This is a genomic window from Sphingomonas rhizophila (assembly GCF_014396585.1).
Lineage (GTDB): Bacteria > Pseudomonadota > Alphaproteobacteria > Sphingomonadales > Sphingomonadaceae > Sphingomicrobium > Sphingomicrobium rhizophilum.
The window spans coordinates 1,838,740-1,855,050 of sequence record NZ_CP060717.1 but is presented as its reverse complement, the minus strand read 5'-3'; the positions used below and the strand labels follow the sequence as shown (position 1 = coordinate 1,855,050).

The 16,311-nt window shown below is 59.0% G+C and carries 13 protein-coding genes, 1 tRNA gene and 3 pseudogenes; 12 read left to right on the top strand and 5 right to left on the bottom strand.

Going from position 1 to position 16,311, the window contains the following annotated elements; genetic code table 11:
- The first annotated feature begins 102 nt into the window (after positions 1-102).
- Positions 103-402: a hypothetical protein gene (locus H9L12_RS09505; RefSeq protein WP_187541537.1), complete on the top strand. Its 300-nt coding sequence runs from the start codon at positions 103-105 to the stop codon at positions 400-402.
- 55 nt (positions 403-457) lie between these two features.
- Here the strand turns inward: H9L12_RS09505 and H9L12_RS09500 are convergent, their stop codons facing one another.
- Positions 458-865, bottom strand: coding sequence for a DUF6334 family protein (locus H9L12_RS09500; protein ID WP_187541536.1), 408 nt, complete (start codon positions 863-865; stop codon positions 458-460).
- A gap of 348 nt (positions 866-1,213) precedes the next feature.
- On the opposite strand from H9L12_RS09500, the gene H9L12_RS09495 reads away from it, so the two are divergent.
- Positions 1,214-1,396 (top strand): hypothetical protein, encoded by a 183-nt coding sequence (locus H9L12_RS09495; protein ID WP_187541535.1) that lies wholly within the window; start codon positions 1,214-1,216, stop codon positions 1,394-1,396.
- 172 nt (positions 1,397-1,568) lie between these two features.
- Positions 1,569-1,823: a DUF6894 family protein gene (locus H9L12_RS14485; RefSeq protein WP_425506774.1), complete on the top strand. Its 255-nt coding sequence runs from the start codon at positions 1,569-1,571 to the stop codon at positions 1,821-1,823.
- Between the two features lie 288 nt (positions 1,824-2,111).
- Here H9L12_RS14485 and H9L12_RS09490 read toward each other — a convergent pair.
- From H9L12_RS09490 to H9L12_RS09475, 4 genes and pseudogenes are all read right to left on the bottom strand, one after another.
- Positions 2,112-2,782, bottom strand: a pseudogene (locus H9L12_RS09490) (glutathione S-transferase family protein).
- Between the two features lie 56 nt (positions 2,783-2,838).
- Positions 2,839-3,270: a hypothetical protein gene (locus H9L12_RS09485; protein WP_187541534.1), complete on the bottom strand. Its 432-nt coding sequence runs from the start codon at positions 3,268-3,270 to the stop codon at positions 2,839-2,841.
- A 57-nt stretch (positions 3,271-3,327) separates the two neighbouring features.
- Positions 3,328-4,148, bottom strand: a pseudogene (locus H9L12_RS09480) (undecaprenyl-diphosphate phosphatase).
- A complete protein-coding gene (locus tag H9L12_RS09475; protein WP_187541533.1) occupies positions 4,148-5,092 on the bottom strand; it encodes a complex I NDUFA9 subunit family protein in 945 nt (314 codons plus the stop codon). The pseudogene H9L12_RS09480 and the gene H9L12_RS09475 overlap by 1 nt, the downstream one beginning before the upstream one ends.
- Before the next feature lie 151 nt (positions 5,093-5,243).
- On the opposite strand from H9L12_RS09475, the gene H9L12_RS09470 reads away from it, so the two are divergent.
- The 9 genes and pseudogenes from H9L12_RS09470 (at position 5,244) to H9L12_RS09430 (ending at position 16,179) form a co-directional block, all read left to right on the top strand.
- Positions 5,244-5,330: transfer RNA gene (locus tag H9L12_RS09470), tRNA-Leu, on the top strand.
- A 136-nt stretch (positions 5,331-5,466) separates the two neighbouring features.
- The gene (locus H9L12_RS09465) at positions 5,467-6,678 is read left to right on the top strand and encodes a tyrosine-type recombinase/integrase (RefSeq protein ID WP_343060342.1); all 1,212 of its coding nucleotides are present in this window, start codon (positions 5,467-5,469) and stop codon (positions 6,676-6,678) included.
- Positions 6,679-7,451: 773 nt separating this feature from the next.
- On the top strand, positions 7,452-7,925 hold the full coding sequence (locus H9L12_RS09460) for a hypothetical protein (RefSeq protein WP_187541532.1): 474 nt from the start codon (positions 7,452-7,454) through the stop codon (positions 7,923-7,925).
- 547 nt (positions 7,926-8,472) lie between these two features.
- The gene (locus H9L12_RS09455; RefSeq protein WP_187541531.1) at positions 8,473-9,003 is read left to right on the top strand and encodes a hypothetical protein; all 531 of its coding nucleotides are present in this window, start codon (positions 8,473-8,475) and stop codon (positions 9,001-9,003) included.
- A gap of 1,342 nt (positions 9,004-10,345) precedes the next feature.
- Entirely contained in the window at positions 10,346-11,065 is a 720-nt protein-coding gene (locus H9L12_RS09450) for a hypothetical protein (RefSeq protein WP_187541530.1), read from the top strand.
- 99 nt (positions 11,066-11,164) lie between these two features.
- Positions 11,165-11,332 (top strand): helix-turn-helix domain-containing protein, encoded by a 168-nt coding sequence (locus H9L12_RS09445; protein ID WP_187541529.1) that lies wholly within the window; start codon positions 11,165-11,167, stop codon positions 11,330-11,332.
- A 490-nt stretch (positions 11,333-11,822) separates the two neighbouring features.
- The gene (locus tag H9L12_RS09440; protein ID WP_187541528.1) at positions 11,823-12,938 is read left to right on the top strand and encodes a tyrosine-type recombinase/integrase; all 1,116 of its coding nucleotides are present in this window, start codon (positions 11,823-11,825) and stop codon (positions 12,936-12,938) included.
- A gap of 404 nt (positions 12,939-13,342) precedes the next feature.
- Positions 13,343-14,928: pseudogene (locus tag H9L12_RS09435) on the top strand (Eco57I restriction-modification methylase domain-containing protein); the annotation flags it as partial.
- A 93-nt stretch (positions 14,929-15,021) separates the two neighbouring features.
- Positions 15,022-16,179: a TaqI-like C-terminal specificity domain-containing protein gene (locus tag H9L12_RS09430; protein WP_425506824.1), complete on the top strand. Its 1,158-nt coding sequence runs from the start codon at positions 15,022-15,024 to the stop codon at positions 16,177-16,179.
- Positions 16,180-16,311: the final 132 nt, after the last annotated feature.

Below are 16,311 nucleotides of genomic sequence, written 5' to 3'. Positions count from 1 at the left end.
GCGGTTGGGCGACAACGGCGGAGATAACAGGGCGAAGGGGTGGGGCGCTAATGTCCGATAACGACCCATGAGGACATTAGCGCAGGATGCATATTCGCCAGCGTGGACGAGCAGAAAGTTCTTATTACACCGGACGGGTATGGGCGCATCGCCATCGTTCGCCGAGATGATTGCCGCTACTGCTTATACGAACATTGGCGTTGGGATCTGAAAACTCAGATTGCATTTCATGTTGAGCCCGTTCGAGACCGTCGCTGGACTCATAATGATTACGACCGGGAGGCTCTTTATGAAGGCGAGGGCATCGATCCCCTTCCCGGGCTTTTCGCCACGTTGGAAGATGCCGAGCGAGAGGCTCGATCACTTCCCGGATTTGCCGATGCCATCGAAGAAGCGAAATAGCGGCTCAATTCCGTACTTCGTCCCGTCCGCTATCGACCCAAAGCGGACGCTCGTATTAAGTCCCGCGCACGGATTCTCTTGGTCCTCTCATCTGGTAGCAGGTCAACGAGGATCCTTCCCCTACGAATGCCCATTGCGGCAAAGGGGCGTCGCAGGAGAGAGAGAAAGTGTCCTTGTAACCTAGATAATTGATGCCGACCCAGCACCATCCCAACTCGACGTTGACCCAGTCTTGCAGAAACGGGACGGGCTTCCAGGCTTCAGTTTTGAGGTCCTCGTCAGTCAGCGACACCCACACTTGGTCCGTATCTTCGTCGACCGCGATCACGACGGTGCCTTTGTCGGTGGGTATCGCGACGCGCCAATAATGACATCCGTCAGCAGGCTCGCCAACAACAGAGCGCACAATCTCCCCGTTGACGATTCCCCAATCGAACCTCAAGCATGTGAACTCTTTTTCCATAGGCAGTAGCTACAAACGCCGGGGGAGAAGCCAACCTCAGGCCGACGATCGAGACACGAGCGGTTAGCGTCCGACTTCGACCCAAATCGGACATTACTGCTCACTCTTCGCCTAGTCCCACTAGTCAATCGAGCACCGAGCGATGGAGTCTCGTTTGGGGACATCTGAGCAACCGGGGAAACATCTAGGCCTATGCCTGTTTTAACCCAGAGGGCCCTCCTCCTAGTTGCGTAAAAATGGCGAGACCGGTGCAAGTGGCCAGGTCTCGCCATTTTCGTTTGACCTGTCATAACTGTCCCGGCGTTTTGTGCGCGATTCGTCGCGCTCGCTTGTAAGCTAGGGCGGGCAATGACCGAGGATGATGCGAGCTATTGTCGCCAGCGCGCAATCACGGAACGCGAACGGGCGCTAGGCGCCGAAGACGACAGGGTGCGCGAAATTCATACGGAACTGGCGCGGCGCTACGAGGCAGTCGTGCTTCGGCTGTCCCCTAAGGATATCAGCGCCGTTCCGGATCAGCCTGAGGCTTAACGAACCCATTTAGGCGCTCCGTCAACCGCGCCTCGTGCGCGCCAGCTTGGCGAGCGGCACATCCGCGACTGCTCCACCGGCTGCGGACTTTGAAGCACAGTCCCTCAGATTTTGAATCTGTCGGGAACGAGCCGCATCGCAAAACATTCCGCGCGGGTGAAGGAGATTGTTCGTGCCCCGCTACTTTTTTGACATTTCGCAACGCGGCAATCGAAGCGACGATCACGAGGGAATATTGGTCCGCGACGAGCAAGCTGCGCTTGAGGTTGCTCAGTATGTCGCCGCCCAGTTAACAGGGCGCTGGAACCCGACGGAAGTTAGAGTGCGGAATGCGAGCGGTGTCGTTGCTACGATAGCAAACCCACGCATCGCCAAACCGGCTAGCTTGTCCACTTCGCGTCCGCTTTCCACCCAAAGCGGACATTAGCGAATTCGCTGTCCTACAGGCGCAGGAAGTGCGGCCCTCCCGCTGGTCCTTTCGAAAGTCGAACAAGTCGCGACGTCTCACCTTCCGCTTGTCCAGATTGTTTAGGTTCGCAGATCGGATCGAAAAAGGCGCCGCTTTCCACGACCCTTGCGAGCTTAAGGCGTGGGCGTCGCGGCGGAGCCGCGCCGTCGGTCCTGTCGCTGGCGCGCAGGCCGGCCGGCGTTCGCTGGCTCTCCGCGCTGCCTCCCGATTGCTGCGCAATCGCTCCGCTGCGCTCGGCCGCTCCGCTTAGAAATCCACCTTGTCGTAGTGGGTCGGCGGGACGATGACCTCCATCCGCTCGCCCAGCAGGGGCCGGAAGCACGGCCGGCTCTTCATCACGGCGTACCAGTCCTTGGTCTGCTTGTGCCCGCGCCAGTCGAGCGCGCCGAGATAGTCAATCACGCTCAAATGGGCGGCGGCGGTGAAGTCGGCGAGGCTGAGGCCGGCGCCCGCCATCCAGCGGCGGTTATCGAGGAGGTAATCCAGATAGTCGAGGTGGCCGTTGGCGATCCGCATCGCCTCGCGAAGCACACGCGTGTCGGGCGATTCGCGGCTGACCAAGCGCTTGCGCATCCGTTCGTGCATCAACGGCTCGACCACCTCGCGGTACATCTTCTCGTCGAACCATTCGACCAGGCGGCGGATTTCGGCGCGTGCCGGCGCGTTGCCGTGGATCATCGGCATCTTGTCGACCGTCTCGTCGAAATATTCGACGATCGGCTGGCTGCCGATCAGGACGATGCTGCCGTCCTTTTCAACCAGCACCGGCGTTTCGCCCGCCGGGTTGAGGTCGAGGAACTCGTCGCGGCGTTCCCACGGGTTTTCGCGCACCAGTTCGTGCGCGACGCCCTTTTCTCCCAGGACAAGGCGAACCTTGCGGGAGAAGGGCAGAGGGGAAATTGAAACAGTTGCCACATGGCCGGGCAGCTTTAGCGCCCGTGCCCCGCCAGTCCACCGGCAGCGCAAAAGAAATTCAGCGCTTGGGGTAGGTCGGGTCCGGCATGTTGGAAACGGCGCGTTCGACCGCCGCTTCGGCCTCATCCAGCGATTTGATGATCGACGGCAGCGCGCTCATCATCGCCTGGCCCATCGCCTGCGCCTGGCGGCCGGAACGCTCCGCGCCCTCGGCAACGCGCCGCTCGACGGCCGGATCGCCGCCGGTCGTGACGTCGCGCACCCGGCGGTTGCGGTCCGCGCCGGTCACCGGTCTGTTCTCGATGGCGGCTTCAAGCTCGCCGACCGGCATGTCCATCACCGCCTTCGTCAGGGCCCCCATCATCTTGCCGAGCTGGTCCGCCATCGCCGGATCGGTGAGGATTTTCGGCGCCGGCGGAACCCGGGATGGTTCGGCCTGGGCCGGGGCGGCGGCCATCAGCGCCGCGCCAGTGACTAGAAAGAGGCGCATCACTTCTACTCCGTGATTCGCTGCGCAGAATCGCGCCTCAAGCGGTCTTCGTCAAATCTAGCGAAGGCCAAGCCACACCAGCGCGGCCGCACCGGCAACGATCCGGTACCATCCGAAGGGGTGAAGCCGTGGCGCTGAACGAACGCCACGAACAGCTTTACGACGACGATCGCGACCACGAACGACACCAGCGCGCCGATCAGGATATTGGTGCCCATCCCCTCCGCCAGCTGGTCGTGGTGCTTGACCATTTGCAGCACCGTCGCGCCGGTCAGCGTCGGCACCGCCAGGAAGAAGCTGAAGTCGGCGGCCGTCTTGCGGTCGATGCCGAGCGCGACGGCGCCCATGATCGTAGCGCCAGAACGGCTGACGCCCGGGATCATCGCCAGGCACTGGACCAGGCCGATCATCACCGCCTGCTTCAAGCTGACCGCGGCCACCATTTCCGCCGGATGCTCGACAGCGGGGGACGGGCTGACCTTGATCAGGCGTTCGATGACGATGATTGCAATGCCTCCGACGATCAGCGCCCACGCGACGACGGTCGCATTTTCCAGCAGCGCATCGATCTGGTCGCCGAGCAGCAGGCCTAGGACCACCGCCGGAAAGAAGGAAATCAAGAGATTGCGGACGAAGCGCCACGCGGTTGGCTCGCGCTGGAACATGCCGACCAGCACGTCGCGAAAGGTGCGCCAATAAAGCACGACGATGGCGAGGATGGCCCCCGGCTGGATCGCGACGTTGAACAACGCCCACCGTTCGGCGTCATATCCCAGCAGTTCGGTCGCGAGGATCAGGTGGCCGGTCGAGGAAACTGGCAGATATTCGGTCAGACCCTCGACGATGCCGAGGATGATGACCAGCAATAGGACGGGCATCAGGCCGCTTGCCGCGGCGCGAACCGCCCGCCCTTGTGGAACCGGTTCAGCCATTCCGGTGCAACGGCGGCGAGGGCCGTGGGCGCAATGCCGAAGGCGTCGAGGCCCGGGTGCGACGCGTCGGCGACATTATCGTGTTGGAGCATCAGCCACTGGTCGCGGGTAAGTGGCGCACCGGGCAGAAATCCGAAATTGGCGATCAGGGCCGCGATCGGGTCCGGCACGTCGACGAAGCTTGGCGACTGGCCGGCGATCCGCGCGATTTGCTCCAGCATCTCGCGCATCGTCATGACCTCGGGACCGGCGATGTCGAAGGTCTTGCCGCCGAAGCGGGCTGGATCGAGCGCCGCCATGGCGATGGCCTGGCCCAGGTCACGGACATAGACCGGCTGGAATCGCCGCGCCCCGGCGACGACCGGCATGAACGGCAGCTGCGCCATCGTCGCAAAGCGGTTGGTCAGCTGGTCTTCGGCCCCGAACACAAGGCTCGGCCGGATAATCGTCGCGCCGGGGAATTCCGAACGCACCGCCGTTTCGCCCTCACCCTTGGTCCTGCCGTAGTCCGATGACGAGCCCGGATCGGCGCCAATGGCCGAGACGTGGACAAAGGCCGAAGCGCCATTGGCCCTGGCAGTGGCGGCGGCGAGCCGCGGTCCGGCGGCGTGGACCTTGTCGAGGTCACCGGAAAAGGCCCCGACCAGGTTGATGACGGCCGAGGCTCCATCGATCGCATGCTCGATCGAAGTGGACTTGCGCATGTCGGCGGCGACGAAGCCGATCTGCCCAACCGATCCCAGCGGTTGGAGGAAGAAGGCCTGGCGGGGGTCGCGCTGGGCGACGCGCACTCGGACGCCCGCCTTGACCAGCGCTTCGCAGACGTAGCGGCCGACGAAGCCTCCTCCGCCGAAGACGGTGACGATCTTGGTGTCGCGCGGGAAGCTCATCGGACAGGACCTGCGTGGAAGAAAGGACGCGGTGTCCTTGTCCCAACCCCGACCGGCGCGCAAGGGTCCGAAGATTCTTGGAACAGGGGCGTTGACAGGAGGACGGGCCGCCCTCTAAGCGCCGCCGCCTACCTGCAGATCATGCACCTGTGCCCAGGTGGCGGAATTGGTAGACGCACCAGCTTCAGGTGCTGGCGGTCGCAAGGCCGTGGAGGTTCGAGTCCTCTCCTGGGCACCATCTTTCTGTTCATCGACGTTCGCCATCAGTCGACAGAAACCCCTGATTCCTGTAGATTCTCACCTTGGGCTGACCGCAGACGTTCGCAATCGCACGCGAGCAGTCAGTTGAATCTGGGGGCCTTTGTGGGGGCCTCGTGACCGAGAGGCTCGATATGGCGCTGACGGATGTCGCTGTTCGGAACGCAAAGCCAAGGGACAGAGCGTACAAGCTTGCCGACAGCGGCGGTCTCTACTTGCTTGTCACGACGGCCGGCGGTCGACTCTGGCGGCTAAAGTATCGGATCGATGGGATCGAGCGGAAGCTCGCCTTGGGACGCTACCCCGATGTGTCGTTGGGCGATGCGAGGAAAGCTCGTGATAGCGCGAGGCAATCGATCGCCGTCAAGATCGACCCGTCTACCGTTAAGCGAAGAGAGAAAGCGCTTCGCAAAACGGCGGCCGGTACGACCTTCTCCGGTATCGCGGACGAAGCGATCGACAAAGCGAAGCGCGCGGGAAAATCCAGCGCGACGATCTCGAAATTAGAGTGGGCAAGGGACTGGCTCCTTCCTTCGATCGGACATCGGCCGATTGAGCAGATCGAGCCCCAAGAAATTCTCGATGTGCTGCGTTCGCTGGAACGGAAGGGCCAACTGGAAACAGCACGGCGCGTTCGAGCCTTTGCGAGCAGAGTCTTTAGGTTCGCTGTTGTTACGGCAAGGGCGAAGTCAGACCCGGCTGCATTGTTGGCAGAGGCCATCGCTTCCCCCAGGCCCAAGCACTTGGCGGCAATCCTAGATCCAAGGCGCGCAGCCGAGTTGCTGCGGGCAATTCAAGGATACTCGGGACAGCCCTCAACGATTTTGGCATTGAAGCTGAGCCCGCACGTCTTCTTGCGGCCCGGCGAGTTGCGACGGGCCGAGTGGTCGGAGATCAACTTCGAGAAGGCCGTCTGGCGCATTCCAGCCGAGAAGATGAAGATGAGGCGAGATCATGCTGTCCCGCTCTCCAAGCAAGCCGTCGCGATCTTGCGGGAGGCGCAAGCTCTCACTGGCAATCAAAGGTACGTCTTTGGAGCATTTGCACGACGCGATCGACCATTGTCAGAGAACACAATTAATGGGGCACTCAGGCGTCTCAAATTTGAAAGTTCGGAGATGAGTGCGCACGGATTTCGGTCCATGGCGAGCACCTTGCTCAATGAGTCTGGTCGGTGGTCACCGGATGCGATTGAACGAGCTTTGGCCCACAAGGACCGTGATGCAATTCGGGGCGCGTACCATCGAGGGGCACACTGGGAAGAACGCGTTCAAATGGCGCAGTGGTGGAGCGACTACCTGGACGGACTTCAAGTGGGAGTTGACTGAATTGGGGGTCGCAACACTGCTTCCGCTCTAACCCCGCCGCGTCCAATAGCGACCCATTGCGGACATTAGTGCTAACGCTAGACTGCCCGCATGAGCAAAGGATACGACAAGCTAATGCAGGAGGTCTGTGTTGGCCTGGGGTTCTGCGGGTCTGTCATCGACGGCGAGCCCACGAAGGTAGAAGTGTACCTTCCCCAACACGGACCGGTTCGCGCAGAAGAGTTTGTTGATGCGGTGTTACGAGCCGAAGGATGGGACCCTAGCGGTGTAACTGCGCAAGGCTATCGGAGAAGCATCCGCAATGCTTTCGTGAAACATATGGGATCGGACGAGGTCGACGCAGGGTCACTTCGCTAAGGCATCTAACGTCCGCTTTCGACCCATTGCGGACATTGGCGCAGCCTGTCACCGGTGAAGCTTATGAAAGACAACTCAGCATCGGCCGAACGACCGCTTCAGGTCCGCCACTTTGAAACCTTGGGCTGTATTGCAGTTTTCGTAGCTCTCCTTGGAACGTTAAAGGGGCCTGTGGGCGCTGCGCCCGGACCTTTCGTAATGGCTGGCCTTCAGGTCGCTTTGGTCCTGTGGGTTTCCAGACTTCAAAGCCGGGTGGGGCGCCTCATATGGTCCGCATTTCTCCTGATCGCTGCTTTCCTTGTGCTCATCGGCCTAGGTGTTGCGGCCACGCGCGGCGTGAGCATCTCCATTTCGAGTCTTGACCTATTCCTTTCGCTGGGAGCGCTCGGCTGCAATGCGGGAGCTGCGTTCTTCCTTTGGAACCGGTCAACGACGAGATGGCTGAATGCAAGCCGAGCTTGAGTCCGTTTTCCACCCAATACCGCCGCGTCCGAAATCGACCCATAGCGGACATCAGCAGCATCGTTATGGTGGGCAGCATGAAGATACGGCGACCACTCGGCGCAACTTACAAAGGGATGCTTTTCTTCGGCGCGGCGGGAGGAGCGGCTTTCGCAACCCTTAGCGCGCTCCTGTTTGTCTTTCGTGCCCAATGCGAACCGATCCTGCGCCTCCTTTTGCCCCTGCTGGCTGGTAGGCGCGGTCACTATCAATATGATCCCGACAGCTACTACTTCTGGGCGTGGTTGGCTGCGGCGATGTCCCTCCTGTGGATGGGGTTGGTGCTCTGGGCTGCTCTGCGGAAGCCCCATGAAGATCGCAGGCTTGATAAACACCTAAAGGCAAAGCTCAGCCAAAAAGTACGCGGCGCACCTCTTGAACCAGGGTGAGCGTACGTCCGTAAACCACCCATTCGCCGCGTCTGATTTCGACCCATTGCGGACGCTAACTATTGTGCCCAATTTGAAGGCATGGATGACGTCCAAAAGGAAGCGGTTGAAGTAAGGGCGATCCTTGGCCATCCAGCTACTCCAGCGCGGAGAAAAGTCGTTGAACGAGCGCTACGAAGCAAGTGGGAGGGGTCGCAATCTCTCGCCCTGCAAGTATTGGCCGGTTGGGGTGATCGAGAAAGCATCAATGCCGTCAAGGGCTTCCTGACCAGTTCATTTCAGCGAAGATATGGCTGGGCGGTGCGGGGAGTTGCGATCCGAGCCATGGCCTCAATGGCCAAAGCGGAAGACGCGACTTGGATTGAGAATTTTTGTACATCGCAGCGAAGTGGGTACGCTCACAATGAGCTGAGGCTCCTCAAGGAGAAGCTTGCGGCGCTAAACGGGTGCGCCGACAGCGCATGAGCATTTTCGCATTCGAACCATTCCAAACCGCGTCCGATATCGACCCATTGCGGACGTTAAGCGGACGCGCGATGTTTGCACTATGGACAGACGAACCCTTCTCGCACTTGCCGCCTCATTCCCCGCATTGGTCGCCGCGCCGGCCGCTGCTTGCAGCGTTGCGCTCAAATCACCCCGTGCCTCGGGGCTGGAAAACCAACAGGTTCGAAAACTCTTCGAAGCATGGTGGGATCGGGACGCCGTCAAGTTCCGTGCCGCTTTCACGCAGCCGCTTATGGCTGATGGCACTCTGATGGATCCCAAGCTCGCAAGTGGACTGCGCAGTGCAAATCCCATTCCCCCGGAAACGCTCGCAATCTTCCCGCGCTTCTTCACCGACGAACGCAAAACGAGGCGTCTCACACTGATCGTGAATACAGGTGCGGGCGTGCTCGTGGCCTGTTCGGAAAATGACCTATCTACAGACATTCAGCCCGACTGCTCGGGGATGCCGAAGCTGCATCTTTTTTTGGTGGCAATGAGCGGACTGAACCCTCGTTCCATCACGCATTTGGCGAGCGCGGACACCGTGGAAGTCGATAAGTTCAGCATTTGGACGGAAGGTTCAGCTTGAAGTCCGCTTTCGACCCAAACTCGCTGCGTCCGATATCGACCCATTGCGGACGCTAGGAGCCAATGGAATATTGTCACGATGAGACTAATGCCCTGCGTTGCGATTACCGTCGCGCTCAGCGCCTGTGGTGTCCAGCAGCCCAGCGCGAAGCGAATTGCAGAAGCGCAAGCCAAGTCCTGGATCGGTTCGACTAACCTATGGAATCTCGATCCGGCACTCGTCCCAGCAGAAATTCAGGAAATGCGAGATAGAGCGTACCGTTTCTGTTTGGCTGAACACTCGACAGAAAAGAATTGCCTGAGCGACCAGGACCGGTCCCTCTTCGGATACGCAAACGCCTTTCGCCTTGTCCGCATTTACCGAGCCGAGAGCCGGGCGACATCCGCCTATGCCGTCGCGCACAAGCTTGATCCTTCCGCCTTCGGACAGGTCCAAGCCTACTGTCTGGCAGTTTATCGAGACAACGGCTCGCAAGACGCTCGAAGCCTCGGACCTTGCATGGCCGCCGGATTGGGCAGCGACTTTTTTGGCTTGGTACCAGCTCGCTAATGTCCGCTTTGCACTCAATCCTGCCGCGTCCGATATCGACCCATTGCGGACGTTACTCGTCTTCACCGAAGACGGTCGCCTCAAGCGAGTCAGTCGCGCCTCTCATCCGGACTTTCGCGCATGATGAGTGTGCGTAGACAGCTTGAAATGGATCGTCGGGGCCCCTCAACCCTGAGTGCCAAGCCCACAGGCTTTCGATGGTCACCATAACGGCGCCCGTATCTGCGGGATCGATATCCTTCCCGCAGAACCAGCATTGGTATCCGTTCAACGTCATGCGAGAGGTTTAGCATGGGGATCGTCGATGTCCGATATCGACCCATTGCGGAGAATGCGCTCCACGCGCAGAATGCCCTGCATGCGAAGAAAAACAGCGCGGGTGAGGGTGTGACCAACAGCGAATGGTTGCGGGGTATGCCCGATGGCTGAAGCTCGTTTACTTGTTCGTCGCGATACCTGCTTGGCTAACCATCGTATATTGCGTTCTGACAGGCCAGAATAAGAGCGCTACCGCATTTGCCGCCTTTGTTATTTTTGCTGCCACTGCACTCCTGCACATCATCTTCGACCGACGGTGCTCCGATACCGACGAGTCAGGCATCACACTCTATAACGAGTCCGGCGAAGGATAGCCGAGCCGCGTGAAATACTCGCGTCCGTTGGATCCCGTTTAAAATGTCCGCTTTCCACCCAAATCGGACGCTAGCGAACCTGGCGGATACAGTGGTTTTCTGTTTCGCTTTGCCCCTTCAGATGTTGCCTGCTGGACATTCTAGGGAAACTCGCAGAGCCTTTGATCGTGGATCAGGTAGCTCGGGCGCAAATCAAGCTATTACTCGAGCACCTTGGCTCGGAGTACCGTTCGAAAGCAGATGATCTCCAGAGGGAGATGCAGTCAAATCGAGCAGCGAAACGTGTGTTGCAGTCGGGCGGGACCGTAAAAGCGGCGTTGCGGATCGTAGAGGAAAATGCGGCCGAATACGTGAAGTCATTGGTCAGCGCCGTCGCGGAAGTCGCTAAAGATACAGAGGCATTCGCGCTGATCGCCACGGACGTCGTTGTGACATTGCGCCATTTCCGAGTTGGGGTTGATCAAGCGGTTGAGTTCGCGACCGGTGGAGACCGTGAAAACCGCTATCTGAGCGTCTCCAATGAAGCCGAGCGTCTTTTCCAGGGAATTGAAAAGCGGACACTGCGACTTCTCGAATTGCATCGTTACACGTTTACCCAACCAGCGCCTCCCCGACAGGTTTCGACGCCGAGTTTTCCAGAGTCGGAACCCACAATTCCCTCGAGCAAAAACAAGGGCGGCAAGCCTTTGGCAGCTCATTGGGATGAAATGTGGGCAGCGGTCGCCGTGCAAATTTATACGGGCGACCTCCAGCCGAAAACTCAGGCAGACATTGAGCGTGCGATGCTAGCTTCACTCAGTGAGCAGGGTGTTGAACCAGGCGAGACAGCCGTTCGCGCTAGAGCCCGACAACTCTGGCGTAAGTACGAACAAGCCTCCTAGTTTCCGACCCTTTCCGACCCTTACCGTCCGATTTCAATTGCGTGTTCGGACATACCCTCCGGCTTCTGCTGGTGCACGCCAGCGACACGGAGGATCAGAATGGAAGCGCTGGCGATATCAATAAACGAAACGGCTCGAGTTCTCGGGCTCGGCCGCACATCGGTATATGCTTTGATTGGCGCCGGTCGACTGGATGCCTTTAAGCTGGGGCGTCGAACATTGGTGCGGATGGAATCAGTGCGCCGCCTAGTCGCCGCGAAGGAGTAGCGCGGATGGCTACTCGACGGGTCAATCCGCGTGCCGTCAAAATCAACCGCACGTACGACGTCTCGGAATTGGCGGCAAAGTTGCGGGTGCATAAGAACACTGTGCGTCATTGGCGGCGGGACGGCCTGAAGGCGCTGGACGGCAGTCGACCGGCATTGTTTCACGGCTCGGTTGTTCGGGCGTACCTTGACGCCAAGAACAAGAGCCGAAAGTCTCCCTGCCCGGCCGGCACGATCTACTGCTTCCGATGTCGGGAGCCACGTAGGCCGGCGCTCGACAGGGTCGATTTCGTTCCGATCAACGCCAAGTCAGGCAACCTACGTGCGCTCTGTGGCATTTGCCGCACGACGATGCACCGTCGAGCCTCTCTGAGCTGCCTCAACGTAGTTATGCCGGATTGCACGATCCACCATGCGGAAGGTCAGGGACACCTAATCAGGAGTCATCCCCCTAGCTTGGATTGTGTCTTTGAACGCGAGGGACAAATGCGATGAAATACAACGCTGCAAACGAGCGGATAAAACGAGAATACTTTCGATACTTGGCAGAGGCCAAGGGGCGCGATGAGGCGACGATTGACGGCATCGCCAAGGCTCTGGCGCGGTTCGAAGAGACCACTGGCCGAAAAGATTTCAAGCGCCTTCATCGCGAGCAAGCGATTGCCTTCAAACGTAAGCTGGCCGAAGCCAGTAACGCGCGGACTGGCGAGCGACTGTCTAAGGCAACGACGCATTCAACGCTTCGCCAGTGTCGCGACTTCTTCCTCTGGCTCGCACGCGAACCTGGCTACAAATCGCACATTGCCTACGCTGATGCAGACTATTTCAGTCTCAGCGAGAAAGATGTGGCTGTCGCACGAGCGAGGCGCGAAAAGCGGGTGCCGACCATTGCGCAAGTAGAGATTGTGCTCGGTGCGATGCCCGATGAGACTATCGTGCAGCGACGCGACCGAGCCCTCATCGCGTTTGCGCTTCTGACCGCTGCTCGCGTGGGCGCGTTGGCATCGTTTCGTTTGAGCGATGTCGACCCTGAAGGCGGTTACGTCGATCAAGACGCTCGTCATGTGCGAACGAAATTCGCCAAGACCTTCCGAACCTATCTTATGCCGGTGAGCATCAGCGCCCGAGAAATATTCCTAGATTGGTACGGGGAGTTGAAGGGAGACCCTGCGCGGGATCCATCCGGCCCACTTTTTCCTGCGACGGCAATGGCCTTGGATGGCAACGGGGAGTTTGCACCGGCCGGACTGGAGCGGAACGGCTGGAGCGGAAGCGGTCCCATCCGCGAAATCTTCAAGCGCGCCTTCAAGGGAGCGGGCCTGCCATATTTCAACCCGCACAGCTTCCGCGACATGCTGGTCCGGCACGCTATGACGCTAAATCTGTCGGCGGAGGCAATGAAAGCCTGGTCACAGAACCTTGGCCACGCGGATGTTCTGACGACCTTTACTAGCTACGGCCAAATTCCCGTGCATCGGCAGGGGGAACTGATCGGGAGGATGAGCCCGATGACGAACGCCGAAACCTTCGCAGCTTCGGTAGATCCAGCATTGGTCGCACAGGTGCTAGCCGCAATGCAGAAGTTACCCAGCCAAGTGGGCCGCTGAGCCTCTTGGTGCTGGACCAGTCCGCCTGCTAACCTCGCGTCGGTCCAGGGGGAAAAGGCGTGCAACTGTTCAATGCGAAGACAATCAAGCGCCACATTTCGCACGCCCCTGCGCCTGATCCGGCGAAGTTAGAAATCCTGCGGCAGTGGGGCGAGACAATCCGCGACCGTTCAATCGAGACGCAAAAAGAAACTGCTCTTCACGGCAATTTCAAGGAGCGGATTATTTGCCAAGTGCTGGGCTATCGTGATTTCAACGAAAGCGGCCATTGGACCGTTGACGTTGAGGCGCAGATTGGCGCGGGATCGGTTGATCTTGCCTTGGGACAATTCACCAAGGGCGAGCGGCGGATCATCGCCCCGTTCGAACTGAAGGGCGCAAAGACCAAGAACCTCGATGCGATTATGCCGGGGCGCGCCAAGACCCCGGTCCAGCAGGCTTGGGAGTACGCCAGCGATAATGTCGGCACCAAATGGGTGCTGGTTTCGAACTATCTTGAAATCCGCCTCTACAGCTATGCGGACGGGCGGCAATTCCATGACAGCTTCGATCTAACGAAGCTCCATGATCCAGCCGAATATCAGCGCTTCATGCTGCTGTTGTCGTCGGAAAACCTGCTGTCCGGCCGGACCTTGGCTATTCTAGAGGAAAGCCGGAAGGAAGACCGCGACATAACCGCGCGGCTCTACGCCGACTATCGCACTTTGCGCAGCGATCTGATCGGCGCGGTTCGTACTGTCCTGCCGGAAGGTGACCCGCTGGAGGCAATCCGGCTGGGCCAGACTATTCTGGACCGAGTGTTGTTCATTGCCTTTGCCGAAGACAACGGCCTGTTGCCCGATGACAGCCTATTGAACGCTTTCCAGCACCTCGACCCCTACAACCCCAAGCCGATCTGGCAGACGTTCTTGGGCCTGTTCCACGCGATTGATCGGGGCAACGACCAGCTCAAAATCCCACGCTACAATGGCGGCTTGTTCCAGCCAAACGCGACCATCGATGCGCTGGCCGTGCCGGATCATATCTGCGAAGGTTTCAAGCGGCTGGCCGAATATGACTTTGCCAGCGAAATTTCCGTCACCGTGCTGGGCCACATTTTCGAGCAGTCGATTGCCGACGTGGAACAGCTTCAAGCCGAAGCGCTGGGCGAAGCGCCGGTGGAGAAAAAGGCCAGCGGCACCAGCGGGCGGCGCAAGCGCGACGGCGTCGTTTATACGCCCGATTATGTTGCCCGCTTCATTGTCGATCAGACGCTGGGCGCACATTGCGAAGAGATATTTGCCGAAATCCTTGGCCGTTATGCCGCCAAGGATGCGAAGGCGGATGACGAGGTTATAGCTTGGAAATCGGCCAAGGTGGAGCGACAGGCATGGGCCGAATATCGCGACCGCCTGACCGCCCTGCGCATCGTTGACCCAGCCTGCGGATCGGGTGTCTTCCTGATCATGGCTTTCGATTATTTGAAGGCCGAATTGCAGCAGGTGAACACCAAGCTTGCCGAATTGTCCGGCACAGGCATGGCGGGTGATCTACTGGACCCTGATAGTGAAATACTTACGCACAACCTATTCGGGGTCGACGTCAACAGCGAAAGCGTGGAAATCGCCAAGCTGAGCCTGTGGATCAAGACCGCGCGGCGCGGAAAGGTGCTGGATAGCCTGGACGCCAATCTGCGCGTCGGCGACAGCCTGATCGAAGACGCCAGCTTTGCCTATCGTAGCCACGGTTTCGAATGGAACACCGCTTTCCCTGAAATTTTCGCGGCTGGGGGTTCGACGTGGTGTTGGGCAATCCGCCCTATGTTCGCATGGAACTGATCAAGCCCATGAAGCCGTGGCTCGAAAGGCGCTACGAAGTAGTGTCCGACCGGGCAGATCTTTATGCTTACTTTTTTGAACGTGGGGTCAAGCTTTTGAAGCCTGGCGGGCGGCTGGGCTTCATCAGCAGCAACACATTCTTCAAAACCGGATCGGGCGCGCCACTTCGAGACTTCCTGCGCACCAACGCCACGCTGGAAACCGTGGTGGACTTTGGCGATCATCAAATTTTTGAAGGTGTCACCACTTATCCCGCGATTCTGACCATGCGCGCAGGCCCGCCCCAGTCGGGCCATCACCTACGATTCTGGAAGGTTGGCGAGATGCCAGCCGACAGCTTTGCTGATGCCTTTGCCGTGGCGGCCGAGCCTTTCCCGCAGGAGGCGCTTAGTCAGGGTTCCTGGAATTTAGAGGGCGACGCTCTGCGCGCGCTGCGGACGAAGATTACGGCGGGCAGGCCGACGTTGAAGGAAGCCTATGGTTCTCCGCTCTACGGGATAAAGACCGGACTGAATGAGGCGTTCGTGATTGATACGCCAACGAAGGAACGGCTTTGCCGCGATGATCCACGTTCCGCGGAGTTGCTGAAGCCGTTTCTGGAGGGAAAGGACGTAAAGCGGTGGCGCGCGGAATCGCGTGGTCTTTGGATCATATATATTCCTAAGAACCGAGTTTGTATCGAGGACTACACCGCCATTCGAGATTGGCTCCTACCGTACAAGGACAAGTTGGAGAAACGCGCCACCAAGCAAGAGTGGTTTGAATTGCAGCAAGCGCAGGAGGCCTATGCTGCTCGATTTTCTCGGCCGAAGATTACGTACAGCCGCTTCCTTGCGAACCCGGCATTTTGGCTCGATGAAAACGGGCGCTATATCAACAATGCTCTATTTTCTCTGCCGTCAAATGACCCCGTTCTACTAGCTATCTTGAACTCGCCGGTTTGCTGGTTTCATCTCAAATCGCAGAGCACAAATCTCAGTGGAGGATTCTCGCAGGCCGACGCCGAGGACCTTCAAAGCTTGGCGATCCCTGCGGTTGATGAGGCTCAGCGGGACTTCATCGAGGAACTAGTTCTTGGCACACAGAAGGCGGCGCAGGAGCGTCACGATCTTCAAAATGCTTTAACCCGGCGCATTCCCGACCTCGCGATTGACCCAGCGACGGCGAGATTGAACTCGCGTTTAAAGGCATGGTGGGACTTTCCTCATTTCGCCGCATTCCAGATCGAGGCCAAGAAGGCGATGCAGGGCAGGATTCCCCTGGAAGAACGGAATGATTGGGAAAATTGGTTTACATCTAGCCGCGCCAAGATTCACTCTCTGACCGCTGAGATCGCTCGGCTGGAAGCGGCAATCAACGCGCAAGTCTTTTCGCTATTCGATCTGAACCCGGGCGAAATCGCTCTCTTGGAAACTAATGTTTGATCCGCGAACGCCGACGTGGGTCAAATGGACCTCTCGTTCGATGGCTGCTGCATTCACGGCCTGGGGGCCCATTTGGGGGCTTTTTGGAGAGCAAAGCGCCAAAAACACTGCTATCACAGTTGGATAGGGCTC